This is a genomic window from uncultured Sulfuricurvum sp. (assembly GCF_937936435.1).
In the GTDB taxonomy this organism is placed as follows: Bacteria; Campylobacterota; Campylobacteria; order Campylobacterales; family Sulfurimonadaceae; genus Sulfuricurvum.
Genome location: NZ_CALDDG010000100.1, coordinates 1 through 16607 on the forward strand (window position 1 = coordinate 1; position 16607 = coordinate 16607).

The following is a 16607-nucleotide window of genomic DNA, read 5'->3' on the forward strand; positions in this document are numbered from 1 at the left end:
CGGGTATCGGCGATCAGCATACCGGCGATAAATGCCCCCAGCGAATAGGTAAATCCCATCGTATGCGCCAGTAAGGAAGCTCCGATCAGGATCGAAAACACCGAACCCAAAAAGAGTTCTTCGAGTTCGGTTTTGGCTGAAAACTGAAGCAGCGCATTAACGATTTTGTCCCCGATCGTAAACATAAATACCACGACGAAAACAGCGGAGATCACGGTTTTCAGAAAGATTTCACCGATGGATGCTCCGTCATTGGAGAGGAAGGTAATGAGAAGTAGAATCGGAATGACCGCTAAATCCTGAAAGATCAAAATCCCCATCGATTTTTGCCCGTAAGGGGTATGAATGTCTTTGGACTCTTTAAGGTACGTCAGGACGATGGCGGTGGAAGAGAGCGAAAACGCGAGCGAAATAATCAGCGACGTGTTGAAATTGAGTCTGAAAAGGTAATAAGAGAGTAAAAATATGACGACTACGCTGAATACGACCTGCAACAAGCCGTTAGTGAGGAGAATATCTTTCATTTTCTTGATTTTTTCGAGACTGAGTTCCAGCCCGATGGTAAACATCAAAAAGACGATTCCGAATTCTCCGATCAGCTCTAAAGAGTCATTGCCCATACCATTGAAGCCGAAAAGATAGCTGATGATGGTTCCTGTACCGATATAGCCTAAAATGTGGGAGATGCCGAGGCGTTTTAGAATGATATTGAGTACCGTGGCGATGGCAACGGTTAAAAAAATTGATAAGAGTAATTGTTCCATGATGGAAATTATAGTGAACAATTGCCGTTTCAGGTGGCTAATTTATGGTTAAAAAGTAGGCTTGCGTAGAGAATTTACAAAAGAATGAGCCGCTCTCTCGTATCCTCATACGTTTTTGTCTCTAAAATGAGATTGATTTTAGCATTTGGTATCTCATCCACGACGATAATCGCCGAGGTATTAAACGGGTTTCTTGTAAGGCGAGAACGAAGTGCAATTTCGGTTTCGATCAACGGTGTGTTAAACATCAACTCTTTTGTATTTTGATATGCGGATGAGGTTAGGGCATTAAACGTTTCAATAGTAATCAATCGAACCTCTTCGCGATTCAGAAAAAATTGTCCGTCAATCTCAAAATCGATATTTCCCTGTGCCTGGGTACGGTTGATGATCGAATAGAAGAGGGGATAGGAGGGGATGATTTCTGAACCGACTTTGAGAGAAGAACGGAGGAGGCGGTAGTTTAAAAACCGTTCTTTGATGATGCGATAAGGGGTGCCTTGATCTTCTAGCTTCATCCGTTTTTTATAGAGTTCCAAACGCTCTTCGATCGAAGCAGGGAGGATTTGGCGAGAAATAGGGGAGAACATCTCATCCATCAGGCGGTGCTGCTGATCGCGCTGCATGGTGAGCCCGTAGATACAGCCGCAGTAGTCTTGACGGTAGAGCTGCTGTTCTTTGCTAACGCGACCTTGATCGTTGGTTCCGCCATTTTTGCGGTAATCGAATGCGATAAATTCGACACCATGTGTTGAATGGAATGCATCGCCCGATTTTTTGAGCTGTTCTTGCGATTTTAGGGGGCTGACGAGGAGGGTTGTGGTCATGGAGGTTTCGCCGAGTTCGAGCGCTTTGTGGGCGCTTACCTCGAAACGTTTGTCAAAGCATACTTCACAGCGTGAGCCTTTTTCCGGCTCTTTTTCGAGTCCCCGGACGGCATCCATCCAGTTTTCATAATCATAAGGGCCTACTATCAGCTCAATGCCCAGTTTTTTGCAGCTGCGTTCCACATCGAGAAGTCGGAGGCGGTATTCGCTGTAAGGGTGGATATTGGGATCATAGAAGAACCCGACGAGCTTTTCGTCAGGGTACTCCTGCTGCAGTTTCTCCATAAAGAAATGGGAATCGACGCTGCAGCAGATATGGACTAGCATGAATTAGTCGCGAGAAGCTAAAATCTCTACAGATTCGATGGTGTCGCGCATTTGAATGCTGTCTAGAACCGCCATAGATTCCGCATCGTCCGCTTCGATACCGCCGAATACGGTGTGTACGCCGTCAAGATGCGGGCAGCTTACGAAACAGATGAAGAATTGGCTTCCTCCGGTGTTTGGCCCTGCGTGTGCCATAGAAAGAGTTCCTTTGACGTGACGGTGTTTGTTAAGCGACGTTTCACACGGAATCGCCCAACCCGGTCCGCCTGTACCTGTACCGTGCGGGCATCCGCCCTGAGCCATGAATCCAGGGATTACACGGTGAAAGTTAAGCCCGTTGTAGTAACCGTCATTCACCAAAGCGGCAAAGTTCGCAACTGTATTCGGAGTTTCGTCATTGTAGAGCTTGATCCACATAACTCCTTTTGCAGTGGTCATTTTTGCCCATTGATAATTTGCCAACTCTTCGGGAGTGACATCGTAAGTTTTAAGTTCTTTGCGTCCGAACATAGTAGTGATCCTTGCGGGAGTTTTTTGCAATTATAGTGGATAAATCTTAACTATCCGAATGTAATGGGTTATAATTGAGGAATTTAATTCCCCTAAGGATGCTATTTGGAGTCATGGCTACAGCAGCGATTGTCCCGTATCAGTCTGCGTGATCTGCATTTTTATCCGATCGTTTTTATCTTGGTATTTACGGTGGTCTTCTCCTCACTGTTAATCTATGACGAATATCGGGGATTTACCAAAACCGTCCATATCGATATGCCCTCAGGTGCCGAAGAGAATGTGACATCTTTGCATCCGCATACATTAAATAAAGCATTTCGGGGACGATTGATCAAAATCGTCTTGGAAATATCGACGCTGGCGTTGATATTGTTCGGTTTCATCGTCGGAGTCTCAAAAATTGCCAATGCGATGATCGCCAAAGAGCTGGAGACGTTTTTTAAATTTTTCGAGTCGGCCCATTCGGATATCAAGCAGATCAATCCGGACGAACTTTATTTTACCGAGTCCAAAAAAATGGCGGAATATGCCAATGAAATGGCAATGACGCTTCAGGAACAAAAAGAGACGCTGCAGCGGTTAAACAGTTCCTTGGAAGAGAGGGTACAGCTGAAAACAAAAGCGTTGCAGCAAAAAAACGACGCTCTCGAAGAGGAGCAAAAATTTTCGCAAGGATTGTTGGAGTCGCACAAGCAGTTTATCCGGTATGCGATCCACGAGACCCATACGCCGCTCTCTGTCATTATGGCCAATATCGAACTCTTTACGATGAACGAGGGACGTAACCGTTATCTGGCAAAAATCGAAGCCGCGGTGAAAAATATCTTCAGTATTTATGACGATTTGAGCTATCTGGTCAAAAAAGATCAGATCGATTATCCGAAAAAAGCGATCGACTTGGGAGAATACGTCGAAAAACGGCTGGAGTTCTTCGATGAGGTTGCGCAGTTTTCCAATCTGACATTTCACTATACCCGTCCGGAATATCCTGCATGGATACAGTTTAATGAAACGAAACTTCAGCGGGTTATCGACAACAACTTGACGAATGCGATAAAATACACGAAAAACGGCGAAACAATACGCGTCGGTGTCGAATCGGATACGCAAGAGAGCCGATTCTGGGTCGAGAGCAAGTCTCAAAAGATTCATGATGAGCAAAAGATTTTCGAGGCGTATTACCGCGAGCGGAAAAAAAAGGACGGTTTCGGATTGGGACTCAGTCTGGTCAAGGCGATTTGCGACGAAGACAACGTGGAGATCAAGATCTTTTCAAACCGCGATGCGACACGGTTCGAATATGTTTTTAGAAAGGACGGCGGTGAAAATACTTCTTCTTGAAGACGAACAGATGCTGAGCGAAGCGATACATGAATATCTGCTGGCGTTGGGGCATCAGGTCGTAGTTTTTTATGACGGGTACGATGCGCTTGCCGGATTGAAAAAAGAGACGTTCGATCTGCTGGTATTGGATATCAACGTCCCCGGAATCGACGGTCTGGATTTGCTCGAAGAACTGCATACGATGAAAATACGCCCTCCGACCATCTACATCAGCGCTTTGGTCGATATCGAAGGGATTAGCCGTGCATACGATCTGGGATGCTACGATTATCTGAAAAAACCGTTTCATCTCAAAGAGCTCGCACTGCGTATCGATAAAGTGATCCAGAACAGTGCCACCCCTCAAAATCACATCCGTTTATCTAAAAGTTACGGATACGATGTTTCGACATCGACTTTAGTGTGTGATAACGTAACACAACCGTTGACGAAGCGCCAACTCCAAATTATCGACCTGTTGGCCAAAAATCGGGGAAGAGTTGTCGATTTCGACCAGTTTCGCGCCTATATATGGGATGATGAGTACGTGGATAACGCGACTATACGGGCTGAAGTGAGCCGATTGAAAAAAAGTCTCAAAGAGGATTTCATCCAAAACATTCGTGCGATAGGTTACATGATCGATATTCCTCGCAATTAATATGTTACTTTTTTACTCATAATCCCTCTAAACTCTTTTAAGTACGTAGATAATTTTTTCTAATTCGGTAATTGCTACGTTAATGCTACGTTTCGTTCTCATAATGACACTGATAAAAAATTTAGTTCAAGGAGTGAGGATGAGAGGTACAGTATCTCTATCGCTTTTAGCGTCGGTTTTGGTACTCAACGCTACGGCGGCCGATGATCTTGTCGGAATGTTCAGCGAGGGGAAAGTAAGCGGGCAGTTCCGCGAATTTTCGATCAGCCGTGATTATGACGGTTCACCGACCTATACACGAAGCGCCAATACCCTCGGCGGATACATCAAATACGAAACCGGAGCATGGAACGGGTTAAGTTTGGGTGCGGCGGCGTATGCCACAATCGGGTTTCACTTAGAAGACCGTACAGACTGGAAACAAGTAGACCCGACTCTCCTCGGTTCACACAATGAAAACGATATTTATCTCGGAGAAGCGTATCTCCAATATAAATACGCTAACACGACATTTAAAGCCGGACGCCAAAAATTGGATACTCCGATGGCGGGAAGCGATGATGCCCGTATGCTTCCGAACCTCTTTGAAGCGTATGTATTGACGAATACGGACGTCAAAGATACGACATTGATCGCGGCGCATGTAACGAAATTCGCAGCCGGGACGTTTGCGAATGCCTACAATATCCCAAGCAGCGGATCGGCGGCAGCTATAGCGTCGGGTCAAGCGCTTGCGTTAACATCGGGTTACAGCGGTGTCACGGATGGAACCGCATATGTAGGCCAATTCGAAGATATGGGCAAATACGCGATCGGTGACAGCACCGGAGGCGTGAGTGTCGCTGCTGCGGTTTATACCGGAATTCCCGGATTGAAACTTCAACTATGGGATTATTATGCGCATGATATCCTCAATGCCGTTTATGCGGAGGCAAACTACGGATGGGCTTATGCAAGCGGTATCGCTCCGTATGTCGGCGCGCAATGGATCAATGAACGCGATGTCGGTTCGAACAATGTCATCGATAAAGTCGAGAGCGATTTTATCGCCGCAAAAGTCGGGGTGAAAGTAGCGAATTTCGACATCTACGCTGCCGTTTCACAAAACAGCAAAGACTCTTCGGCCGCGGTTAACGGCGGAACGATTTCTCCGTGGGGCGGGATGCCTGCATATACGCAGGGGATGGTTACACGTCACCAGTTCATGGCGGGAACCGATGCATGGAAAGTTGCCGGAAGCTATAACTGGAAAGATATGGGGATTAATTTGAATACGGGTGTTTATTATGCCTCTTTCGATATGGACGAGCTGAACGGATATTCCGACGGACATGCGTGGACAGCGACGGAATCGGGATTCGACATCATTTTTGTTCCTGAAACGATTAAGAAATTGCAACTGCGTTTCCGCGGAAATTTTCCGCGTGACTTTAAAGAAACGGCAACAACCCACACGGATTGGAATGAATACCGTTTCATCGCCAATTATAACTTTTAAAGGAGTTTCACTATGAAACAAGAGATGGTTGATCGTATCAAAAACGATCCGGATTTTATTCTTTTGACCCGTGAGCGCAGCAAGTTTGCATGGACGCTTACGATTATTATGTTGGCGATTTATTTCGGATTCGTTTTGACGATTGCATTCGATCCGTTGATTTTGGGAACTCCGCTCTCCAGCGGCTCTGTGACAACCATCGGGATTCCTATCGGAATTGCCGTCATCATCAGTGCTTTTATCCTTACAGGGATATATGTACGCCGTGCAAACGGAGAATTTGACGAGCTTAGCGCACGTATCAAAGAGAAAGCGAAGGGAGAATAATGAAAACGTTACTTTTGGTATTGCTCTCGGCGGCTGCGTATGCAGGCGAAGCATTGAGCGGAGCGGTTGAAAAACAACCGTTGAATATGTCGGCGATTACGATGTTTATCATTTTCGTCGGAGCGACTCTAGGGATCACCTACTGGGCGGCTAAACGGACGAAAACGGCAAAAGATTTCTATACTGCCGGCGGCGGAATCACCGGGTTCCAAAACGGTATGGCGATTGCCGGAGATTATATGTCTGCGGCATCGTTTTTGGGGATTTCGGCCCTTGTATACTCAAAAGGGTATGACGGGTTGATCTATTCGATCGGGTTCTTGGTCGGTTGGCCGATCATTTTGTTCATGGTGGCGGAACAGCTTCGTAACCTCGGTAAATATACGTTTGCCGATGTCGCTTCGTATCGTTTGCGCCAAACGCCGATCCGTACTTTGGCGGCGTTCGGTTCGATTGTAACGGTTATTTTGTATCTGATCGCTCAAATGGTCGGTGCGGGTAAATTGATCCAGCTTCTGTTTGGTTTGGAGTATGAAGTAGCGGTTATTCTCGTCGGTGTGTTGATGATCCTTTACGTAACGTTCGGGGGAATGCTCGCGACGACATGGGTTCAAATCATCAAAGCGTTCTTGCTCCTCTCGGGTGCGACGTTCATGGCGATTGCGGTTATGGCTCATTACGATTTTAATTTCGAATCGTTGTTTGCAACGGCGGTCAGCATGAAAGACCAGTCGATTATGGCTCCGGGCGGTTTGGTAAGCGATCCGATTTCGGCGATCTCTTTGGGTATCGCGTTGATGTTCGGTACAGCCGGGCTTCCGCATATCCTTATGCGCTTTTTCACCGTCAGCGATGCGAAAGAGGCACGTAAATCGGTTTTCTATGCGACAGGATTCATCGGATATTTCTATATCTTGACGTTCATCATCGGTTTCGGTGCGATCGTTATGGTTTTCCAAAACCCGCAATATCTTGACGTTGCGAAACAAGCGGTTGAGGGCGGTGCTCCGATTCTCGGCGGAAACAACATGGCGGCGATCCACCTTTCTCATGCGGTAGGGGGCGATTTCTTCCTCGGATTTATCTCTGCGGTAGCGTTCGCAACAATCCTTGCGGTTGTTTCGGGTCTTACCTTGGCGGGGGCTTCGGCGATTTCGCATGACTTGTATGCCAGCGTTATCAAAAAAGGAAAAACAGACGGGTTGATGGAGATGAAAGTTTCTAAAGTCGCCACAATCGTTTTGGGAATCGTAGCGATCTTTTTGGGAATTATTTTTGAAGACCAAAACATCGCGTTCATGGTCGGATTGGCGTTCGCGATTGCGGCAAGTGCCAACTTCCCGATTTTGTTCCTCTCTATGTTCTGGTCAAAATTGACAACACGCGGTGCATTGTTGGGCGGTTCGCTCGGTCTTGCTACGGCTGCGGTCTTGGTGATCCTCGGGCCGACCGTATGGGTTGACGTATTAGGAAACGCGGAAGCGATTTTCCCGAATAAATATCCGGCTCTGTTCTCGGTAACAGCGGCATTCGTCGGTATCTGGTTCTTCTCGATCACCGATAACAGCGAAGATGCGAAAAAAGAGAAAGAGGCGTTCGAAGCACAATATATCCGAAGCCAAACCGGTATCGGTGCCGAAGGTGCCGTTGAACATTAATCTGTTGTCAAACAGCAGCCACAAAAACACTAAAAGGGGCGCAAGCCCCTTTGGCGTTTAAACAGGAGTAGACTTGAGTCTTTTTGACCAAAAAGCACTTTTGATGTCGATTCATCCGTTTGACCTTTTGAGTGAAAGGATGATCGAAAAACTGATGACCCAGATGGATATCACCTACTATCCGACGGATACGATTCTGATCGCTCCGAGGGTACGGGCGGAGTCTCTCTACATTATCATCAAAGGGATTGTGAACGAAAGTATCGACGGGGAACTCCAAAACGTATACGGTGAACGCGACAGCTTTGACGCCAACGCCCTGATATACGGAAATACCCAAAGTACCTTCAGTGTTGCCGAAGATCTCATCTGCTACGAACTCCCTAAAGAAGCATTTTTAAACCTCCTCCAAGACGTCGAATCTTTCCAAAATTATTTTATGCAGGATTTCATCACTAAGCACCAAAATCTAAAAGAGCGTCAGCATCAAAACGAGCTTACCCCTTTTATGGTCGCACGGGTCGACGAACTCTATCTGCACGCTCCCTGTTTCGTCGATGCCTCACAGTCGATTCTATCGGCTTTGCGTACTATGGCAGAACAAAACGCAAAAGTGATTCTGGTTCGAGAAGGCGAGATAAACGGTATCGTGACCGATACCAATCTGCGGGAGAAAGTGCTTTTGGCCGGAAAAAGCAGCGATGATGCTATCGGTGAAATTGCGACTTACGGTTTGATTACGATCGAGCGAAGCGATTTTTTATTTAATGCATTGCTACTCTTTACCAAATACAGTGTAAAACGTCTGGTCGTCGTAGAGGGGGATAAAATCGTCGGCATCTTGGAACAACTCGACCTCCTGAGCCATTTTGCCAACCATACCCATCTCATCGCCGCATCGATAGAACGGGCGACATCGATTGATGAGCTGCACAGCATCCAACGCTCGATTTTACAGGTAGTTCGTTCGCTTACCTCTAAAGGGGTGCGCGTCCGTTACGTCTCCAAACTCGTCAGCGAGCTGAATGCGAAGGTGTATCGGAAAGTATATGAGATGGTTCTCCCCAAAGCATTGCAGGAGAAATGCGCTTTGATCGTGATGGGCTCGGAAGGGCGCGGAGAGCAGGTGCTCCGTACCGATCAGGACAATGCGCTGATTATCCGCGACGGGGAAGACGAAAGCGTTTTTGAACCGTATATGATGCAGCTGAATGAAAATCTGCTCCGTTTGGGCTTCCCGAAATGCAGCGGTAACGTGATGGTTTCCAACCCGTACTGGCGCCGGAGTGTTACCGGATACAAAAAGCTGATTTCCGAATGGATCGCGACGTTGAACGAAGAGACGCTTATGGGACTCTCCATCTTTTTGGATGCCCATTGTGTTGCGGGGGACGTAACGCTGCTCGAAGAGTGCCAAAGTTATCTTTTGGAAAGTTTCGAGGGACGAAACGACGTGATGGCCCATTTAGCCAAAGCGACGCTGGCGTTTGAAACGCCGCTGAGTATGTTTTCGGGCTTTGTCCTCGGACGGAGCGGACATGAGAGTGAACTCGATATCAAAAAAGGGGGAATCTTTGCGATTGTCCACGGTATACGGGTTTTGGCATTGGAACATAAAATCGGCGTGACCAACACGACGGAACGGATCAAAGAGCTGAACAACAGCGGCATTTTCGATAAACGATTCGCCAGTGAACTGATCGAAGCGTACGATACGCTTCTCAGCATCCGTTTGCGTTCGATGCTCTCTCAAAAACAGGGAGAAGAGGAAAATTACATCAATCCGAAACTCTTGAATAAAGCCGATAAAGACTTGCTCAAGGATGCATTCAAAATCGTTAATACGTTCAAGAAATTTTTGACGTACCATTTTCATCTGGGAATGGTGGTGTGATGCTGGCAAGTTTTAAACACGCATGGAACCGCAGATCGTTGAAAGATGATGCTTATGCATGGCTGTTTGAACCTTATTACGGTGATGAAGTGGTCGTATTCGATACCGAAACGACCGGATTGGATACGAAAAAAGACGAAGTTCTCAGTATCGGAGCGGTCAAAGTTAAAGGCGACCGGATACTGACTTCGGAAAGTTTTGAAATTTTTTTAAAACCTTCCCGCGAAATCAGTGCGGAAAGTATTAAAATTCATCATATACGTCCGTGTGATTTGGAAGACGCCGTCGAACCTCTTGAGGGGATACGGAGATTTTTGAATTTCATCGGAAACCGCCCTCTGGTGGGCTATTATCTGGAATTTGACATGGCGATGATCAATCGGAGTATCAAACCGTGGCTGGGAATAAATCTCCCGAATCAGCAGATTGAGGTGTCAGGAATCTATTTCGATAAGAAAATTGCACTGATTCCACAAGCAAATATTGATTTACGCTTTGATACAATCCTACGTGATTTAAATATCCCGAGAATGGGACAGCACAACGCGCTAAATGACGCGATTATGACCGCAATGGTCTATATTAAATTAAAACATACCATTAAACTACACTAAGGAGTCTTACCTATGAGCGATACCGTAAAACCGACATTTCAGCCGAACCGTGAGTTTGCAAAGCAAGCCCGCATCAAAAATATGTGCGAATACCATGATTTGCAAACATGGGCACATGAGGATTATGAAGGGTTCTGGGGGCATTTCGCCAATGAAAAAATTGATTGGTTTCAACCGTACACGCAGGTTCTTGATGAGAGCAACGTACCTTTTTACAAATGGTTTGTGAACGGGAAACTCAATGTTGCTTACCAATGTATCGACCGACATTTAAATTCGCGCAAAAATAAAGCGGCAATCATTTTCGAAGGTGACCGCGGCGACAAACAAATCATTACCTATCTTGAGCTTTATTACAACGTTAATAAATTCGCGAATCTTTTGAAAAACGAGTTCCATGTCAAAAAAGGCGATCGCGTCGTTATCTATATGCCGATGATCCCGGAAGCGGCGTACGCAATGCTTGCATGTGCACGTATCGGTGCAATCCACTCGATCGTATTCGGCGGATTCTCTGCAGAAGCGTTGAAAGACCGTATCGAAGATGCTGAAGCAAAAGTCGTCATTACTGCTGACGGTGCGTTCCGTAAAGACAAACCGTATATGCTCAAACCGGTGGTTGACCAAGCGATCACCGAAAATTCTCCGGTTGAAAAAGTGCTTGTGGTTGAGCGCAACAACGAAGACATCACATGGGTTGCGGGACGTGACTACTCGTATAACGAGTTGATCAAATCGCAATCGAGCATTTGTGAAGCGGAAGTTATGGATGCGGAAGATCCGTTATTCCTCCTTTACACTTCAGGTTCAACCGGAAAACCGAAAGGGGTTCAACACAACTCTGCTGGATACATCCTTTGGGCTCAAATGACGATGGAATGGGTATTTGACGTAAAAGAAAACGATACCTACTGGTGTACGGCTGACGTAGGCTGGATTACCGGACATACCTACATCGTATACGGACCGCTTGCGATGGGTGCGACTACTGTGATGTTTGAAGGGGTACCTACGTACCCTGATGCGGGACGTCCGTGGAAAATGGTCGAAGAATACAAAATCAACCAATTCTACACCGCTCCGACAGCAATCCGCGTATTGCACAAAACGGGTGAAGATGAGCCCTCTAAATACGATCTCAGCAGCCTGAAAGTTCTCGGAACCGTCGGTGAGCCGATCGACCCTCCGGCGTGGAAATGGTACTATGAAGCAGTCGGCTCTAGCAAATGTGCGATCGTCGATACTTACTGGCAAACCGAGACGGGTGGACATATCGTTTCTCCGTTGCCGGGGGCAACTCCGATCAAACCGGCTTGCGCAACATTCCCGCTTCCGGGTATCATGGCGGAGATTCTTGATCCGCAAACCGGTGTCAAAGTACCGGCAGGTGAGGGCGGTTATATGTGCGTCACCCGTCCTTGGCCGTCAATGATCCGCGGAATCTGGGGCGATCCTGAGCGTTTCGTGAAATCGTATTTCGGCGATGTCAAAAAAGACGGTGTTCCGGTTTATTTCACCGGAGACGGTGCTATTTATGATGAAGAGGGCTACATCACCATCACAGGACGTACGGACGACGTTATCAACGTTTCGGGTCACCGTATGGGAACCGCCGAAGTTGAAGCCGCATGTAAAAAGCATCCGAACGTTGCCGAGGTAGCCGTTGTCGGTAAACCGCACGACATCAAAGGTGAAGGTATCTTCGCGTATATCGTTCTCAAAAGCGATGACACAGTCGGTGAAGAGATGGAGATGGTCAAAGAGATCAACAAAGTGATCATGAAAGAGATCGGTAATATCGCGATCTGCGATGACATCGTTTTCGTACCGGGCTTACCGAAGACACGTTCAGGTAAAATCATGCGCCGTATTCTTCGCTCTGTCGCCAAAGGCGAAGCGATTACTCAGGATATTTCGACTCTCGAAGATCCGTCTATCGTTGCGACGATCGAAAAGAAAGTTAAAGGGTAATTACCTCTTTTTCTCCTCCTTTCCCGCTTCGGCGGGAATTGTATAAATTTTCCCTCAAATTCATAATCTCTTATTTGTCTTTTCAATATTTTTCAGCTATTCTATCTATACAAAATAAAACAGGATAATGAGACATTGATGACAGAAACTAAACTCATATCCACTAGTCAACTTTCCAAGAATCTTTCCTATCTTCAAATGTATAAAATCCTCGATGACGTTCTTCCGAAGATGCTTTTGAAGTTTGGGGTGCGACGTATTGATAAAAAGGAAATTATTAAATGAATCCAATTGTTAGTAAAGAATATTATGATGAAAATTATATTAACAGTTTTAATGGGATAGTTGCATGGTTACTTTATAGTGACATGGATACTCCATTTGCAGCTTATGTTAAAACAAATTGGGATGCACTTGATATGATGTCAGGCGACCATTGTTTAATAACTGTGATAGATAACAAAACTAATGACGCTAATCGTTTTTGGAATGATTTGCATGTATCGAATAACTCTCGGCATTTGAACTTTAAACCATATGATAAAAATACTCATGTAAAGATTGCTGATGAATTAGGGATTGATTATACGAATATGCCTTGTATCGTGTTCTATGAAAAAACAGATTCAAAAGAACACGTCGTCTATAGTTTTTCCAATGACTGGTCACAACAACATACATCAGAACATTTCAAAGAAATATTTTCAAAAATTAAAAAAATTTTAAAAACAAACACACCTGAGTTCGTATCGGAACAATTAGAAACTGATTTTAAAATGATACAAGCTAAAAAATTTGTTTCTAGAAATGTATCAAAAATACCAATAGGGACTATAATCAGTAATATCGGTAAAGCTCTAGTTTAGTATAGTAAAAAATGTCTAGCTTTTATTCAGAAAAAACCGCTGAGTATGCTCTCGTTCCTGCCTTCTTGGAAATTTTAAATTCACTTGGAAAAGTTGCTCCTATATACTTTTGGAAAACTAGAGAAGGTAATCAAACATCTTTATCATTACATGCAAGCGATCAGGTGCTTGTAGTAGCTTTCTTTGCACGTAGACCTAAAATATATAGCTCAAATGATAAGATAATTGAAGGAAAAATTAATTCTTCACTTTATGAATTTTCAGAACAAGCAGCGCAATTTGATATTCCTGTATTCTGTGGTTTGCCGATCACTACAAATATATTTGAATTGAATAAACCCGAATGTTTGTGGTTTCAAATTGATCCAAAGTCAGAAAAAGAAGATAATATTTTTTATTTTGATTTAGAAAAAAAAAGATTAGATTTTCCATATTCTGTAAATAAATCTGTTTCTTTATCTAAAAATGAAATTATTGAAATAGTTGGTAAAACATCAATGGAAATGTTTTGGTCTGATGCTATTGAAAAAATGAATTAACTATATAGAAAATCGGAAGAGAATAGTAGATCAACTTATTGGTTATTTAGGAACTGGCATTATAAACCATTGTATTTTTTAATTAAAGCAGAATAAAGACAATAAAAAGAGGAATTATTTATTTGGATAAGATTTATCAACGAATAGGTGAATTTGTAGTTTCCTATCAGTGGATTGAAAATCAATTACGAGAAATTGGATGGATAATAATTAATCCTAATCATCAAAAGTTTCCACAAATGGAATTACGTGAAGAAAGTTCATTTGAACTTTTTCAAGAGTTTGAGAAATTATTTTTAGAAGCTTTGTCAAAGTGTCAACTTCCTTTAGATTTAGAAAATGATTTTCGTAGTTCACTTAAAGAGCATAAAGAACTATTTCATAATTTAAGAAAATCGCGTAACAACATTTTGCATTCAGCATATTTAGAGTTGAAGGGTGGCGACGAAGTCTTGGCAATTGTGAGGAGTAATCCAAAAATTAATAAGAAAACAATGCAAATTGATAATGAAATTTTAACTGAGAAGTCGTTTACGCATGAAATGCAGAATATGAGTAAATTGGCTTTATTTCTTGGTAGATGTAAAATGCAACTCATTCATTGTCTTCCAAGAGATTAAAGCCCCCCTATGCCATAATCTCACACATATAAGGGAGTTTTTATGGCCGCAGGTTCAACGATCTACAAAGCACAGCTCAGTATCGCCGATATGGATCGCAACTACTACGAGACCCACGAGATTACGATAGCCCAACACCCCTCTGAGACCGATCAGCGCCTCATGATCCGTCTCGCCGCATTCGCCCTAAACGCGAGTGATCGTCTGATTATTACCAAAGGGATCGGCGGAGAGGATGAGCCCGAACTGTGGGAGAAAGATTACAGCGGCGATGTGACGCTGTGGATCGATCTGGGGCAGATGGACGAGAAGCGGCTGCGCAAGGCGTGCGGTAGAGCGGAACAGGTGATCGTCTATACGTATAACATCAAAAGTGCGACTGCGTGGTGGAAACAGTACGGTTCTACATTTGCGAGGTTTAAAAATCTCCGAGTCATTCATCTGCATGCAGACGGGATAGAGGCGTTATGTGAACGTTCGATGCGGCTGCAATGCAATATCAGCGACGGAGAGCTAACGCTTCATAGTGATCGCGGAGATGTTACAATATTGCAAGAAGTATGGCAATAGTGTGTAACGATTCTTTACACTATTTCCTTGTTTACCGTTAAACCTGCTACGTTTGGCTATACTTGTCTTTTATATTATCTCATGCGACGGATACACCCATGAAACAAAAAATCGGAAAATTTAAAAGCTCTATCGCTACCCTCGAACTGCACGAGCGTGTGTTGACCGAGAATACCCTTATCATCGCCGAACCGGGTTCGGGGAAAACCCATCTGGCCAATAAAATCCGCGAGTTCGTCATTGCCAGCGGATTGCCGACTCTGTATCTGGATTTTTCCGATCCGGATATCGAACAGATCGAAGAGCGTTTCAAACACGGAAGCGATTTTCACTACATGCGTTTTGACGAGAGCGATGAGTTTAACAGTACGTTCGATCAAGCGATCGCCGAGCGTAAAAACATCTATATGGCCGTCAATCCGAGTTATTTCGCAAGTAAACGAGAGATCAAAAGTAAATTGTCCCAAACGATTCAAAAACGTGAATTAATGAACAACTATTACTATTTTATGCAAGAGATTGCCAGTCTGGAAGGGTTTTACACCAAGTTCGAAGACTTTATTTTTTACATCTTCGATTTGGTCAATCTCAAAAAATTCGGTTTGACGTTTTTGACGCAGCCGCATGAAATTTTCGAGAATCCGCGTATCAAACTGATCTTTTCATTTTTATATATCGGGCGTTGTTCCAACGCCTATTATTACAATACGACCGTATTGCGTAATATGAAACCTTATACGTTTTTATATCAGCACCGTGTGGACAACCGTTCGCTTCTTTTCAACAACATTCAAAGCGATATCGTTTTCATCGACGTATAAGCTGCTTTTTGGGCAGCTTTACGGTTTATCTCTCCTCCCAAATTTTTTAGTAAAGATTGACAATGCGTTTAAGTCTACTCATGATAGCGGCGATGATGCTGTGGGGCGGCGGATGGCCTGCACTGAAAATATTGACCGAAAGCGTTCCGTGGGAAGTGGCTACGTTTTGGCGCTTTGCTTTGATGAGCATCGCTTTTGTCCCCGTATTATGGTGGCATAAAAAGCGGATTTCCCTCTCCCCGTCGGCTTTATCGTGGGTCGGAGTGAGCGCTATGCTCAATGCCGTTTTTATGGGGTTGTCGTTTTGGGGTGTTAAAATAGGTACGGCAGGTGCCGGAGGGGTCATCATTACGACGCTAAGCCCGGTAATCACGGTGGGCATTGCGATCTTCTTTTTAGGATACCGGCCGACGCTTCGCCATTGGATCGGTCTGGGTATCGGTGTGATCGGCGGAGCAGTGATGCTGCAGGTATGGGAAAGTGAGGTTTTCTTTCACGGCGGGAATGTGATTTTTGTCCTGTGCGCTTTGGTTTGGGCGGTATTGACGCTTGCGGCGCAAAAATCGCACGTACATATCGATCCGGTCCATTATACTTTTTTGTTGGGACTGACGGCGACGCTCATCATGTTTGTGATCGCTTATCCGTACGGAATCGAAAAAGCGTTTCAGCAGGATGAACGTTTCTGGGCGGCTATGGTCTATTTGGCGGTGCTGGGGCAAACGGTTGCGTCGACGATCTATTTTATCGCATCCGGAGCAATGGGATCGGGACGTGCCAGCTCCTATATGTTTTTGGTTCCCGTCTCTGCGTT

Annotated in this window: 17 protein-coding genes; 14 read left to right on the top strand and 3 right to left on the bottom strand. The window is 44.7% G+C overall.

All coding sequences use genetic code 11. From position 1 onward, the window contains the following. The 3 genes from Q0389_RS09630 to Q0389_RS09640 all read right to left on the bottom strand — a co-directional run. Positions 1-764, bottom strand: a 764-nt coding sequence (locus tag Q0389_RS09630; RefSeq protein ID WP_298693776.1) for a cation:proton antiporter, incomplete at its 3' end; no start/stop codon positions are given. Positions 765-838: 74 nt separating this feature from the next. Next, complete coding sequence (locus Q0389_RS09635; protein ID WP_298693778.1) at positions 839-1918, bottom strand: epoxyqueuosine reductase QueH; 1080 nt, start codon at positions 1916-1918, stop codon at positions 839-841. Positions 1919-1921: 3 nt separating this feature from the next. Continuing rightward, complete coding sequence (locus Q0389_RS09640; protein WP_298693779.1) at positions 1922-2428, bottom strand: peptidylprolyl isomerase; 507 nt, start codon at positions 2426-2428, stop codon at positions 1922-1924. Positions 2429-2533: 105 nt separating this feature from the next. On the opposite strand from Q0389_RS09640, the gene Q0389_RS09645 reads away from it, so the two are divergent. The 14 genes from Q0389_RS09645 to Q0389_RS09710 all read left to right on the top strand — a co-directional run. Next, complete coding sequence (locus tag Q0389_RS09645; protein ID WP_298693780.1) at positions 2534-3772, top strand: ATP-binding protein; 1239 nt, start codon at positions 2534-2536, stop codon at positions 3770-3772. Continuing rightward, on the top strand, positions 3753-4415 hold the full coding sequence (locus tag Q0389_RS09650) for a response regulator transcription factor (protein ID WP_298693781.1): 663 nt from the start codon (positions 3753-3755) through the stop codon (positions 4413-4415). The genes Q0389_RS09645 and Q0389_RS09650 overlap by 20 nt, the downstream gene beginning before the upstream one ends. Before the next feature lie 139 nt (positions 4416-4554). Continuing rightward, a complete protein-coding gene (locus tag Q0389_RS09655) occupies positions 4555-5913 on the top strand; it encodes an OprD family outer membrane porin (protein ID WP_298693782.1) in 1359 nt (452 codons plus the stop codon). A 12-nt stretch (positions 5914-5925) separates the two neighbouring features. Continuing rightward, positions 5926-6240 carry a DUF485 domain-containing protein gene (locus Q0389_RS09660; protein WP_298693784.1) on the top strand — a complete coding sequence of 105 codons (315 nt, stop codon included), beginning with the start codon at positions 5926-5928 and terminating at the stop codon, positions 6238-6240. Continuing rightward, on the top strand, positions 6240-7898 hold the full coding sequence (locus Q0389_RS09665) for a cation acetate symporter (protein ID WP_298693786.1): 1659 nt from the start codon (positions 6240-6242) through the stop codon (positions 7896-7898). The genes Q0389_RS09660 and Q0389_RS09665 overlap by 1 nt, the downstream gene beginning before the upstream one ends. 73 nt (positions 7899-7971) lie before the next feature. Next, complete coding sequence (locus tag Q0389_RS09670; RefSeq protein WP_298693788.1) at positions 7972-9792, top strand: putative nucleotidyltransferase substrate binding domain-containing protein; 1821 nt, start codon at positions 7972-7974, stop codon at positions 9790-9792. Continuing rightward, the gene (locus Q0389_RS09675; protein WP_298693789.1) at positions 9792-10406 is read left to right on the top strand and encodes a 3'-5' exonuclease; all 615 of its coding nucleotides are present in this window, start codon (positions 9792-9794) and stop codon (positions 10404-10406) included. The genes Q0389_RS09670 and Q0389_RS09675 overlap by 1 nt, the downstream gene beginning before the upstream one ends. 12 nt (positions 10407-10418) lie before the next feature. Next, positions 10419-12377, top strand: coding sequence for an acetate--CoA ligase (gene acs / locus Q0389_RS09680; RefSeq protein WP_298693791.1), 1959 nt, complete (start codon positions 10419-10421; stop codon positions 12375-12377). Between the two features lie 281 nt (positions 12378-12658). Continuing rightward, positions 12659-13243 carry a hypothetical protein gene (locus Q0389_RS09685; RefSeq protein ID WP_298693793.1) on the top strand — a complete coding sequence of 195 codons (585 nt, stop codon included), beginning with the start codon at positions 12659-12661 and terminating at the stop codon, positions 13241-13243. 11 nt (positions 13244-13254) lie between these two features. Then, positions 13255-13782, top strand: a complete 528-nt coding sequence (locus Q0389_RS09690) for a hypothetical protein (protein ID WP_298693794.1) — start codon at positions 13255-13257, stop codon at positions 13780-13782. Between the two features lie 122 nt (positions 13783-13904). Further along, positions 13905-14402 carry a hypothetical protein gene (locus Q0389_RS09695; RefSeq protein WP_298693796.1) on the top strand — a complete coding sequence of 166 codons (498 nt, stop codon included), beginning with the start codon at positions 13905-13907 and terminating at the stop codon, positions 14400-14402. Positions 14403-14444: 42 nt separating this feature from the next. Next, entirely contained in the window at positions 14445-14972 is a 528-nt protein-coding gene (locus Q0389_RS09700; RefSeq protein WP_298693798.1) for a YaeQ family protein, read from the top strand. Positions 14973-15070: 98 nt separating this feature from the next. Next, positions 15071-15793, top strand: a complete 723-nt coding sequence (locus Q0389_RS09705) for an ATP-binding protein (RefSeq protein WP_298693799.1) — start codon at positions 15071-15073, stop codon at positions 15791-15793. Positions 15794-15855: 62 nt separating this feature from the next. Next, on the top strand, positions 15856-16607 hold a 752-nt coding region (locus Q0389_RS09710), incomplete at its 3' end, for a DMT family transporter (protein ID WP_298693800.1).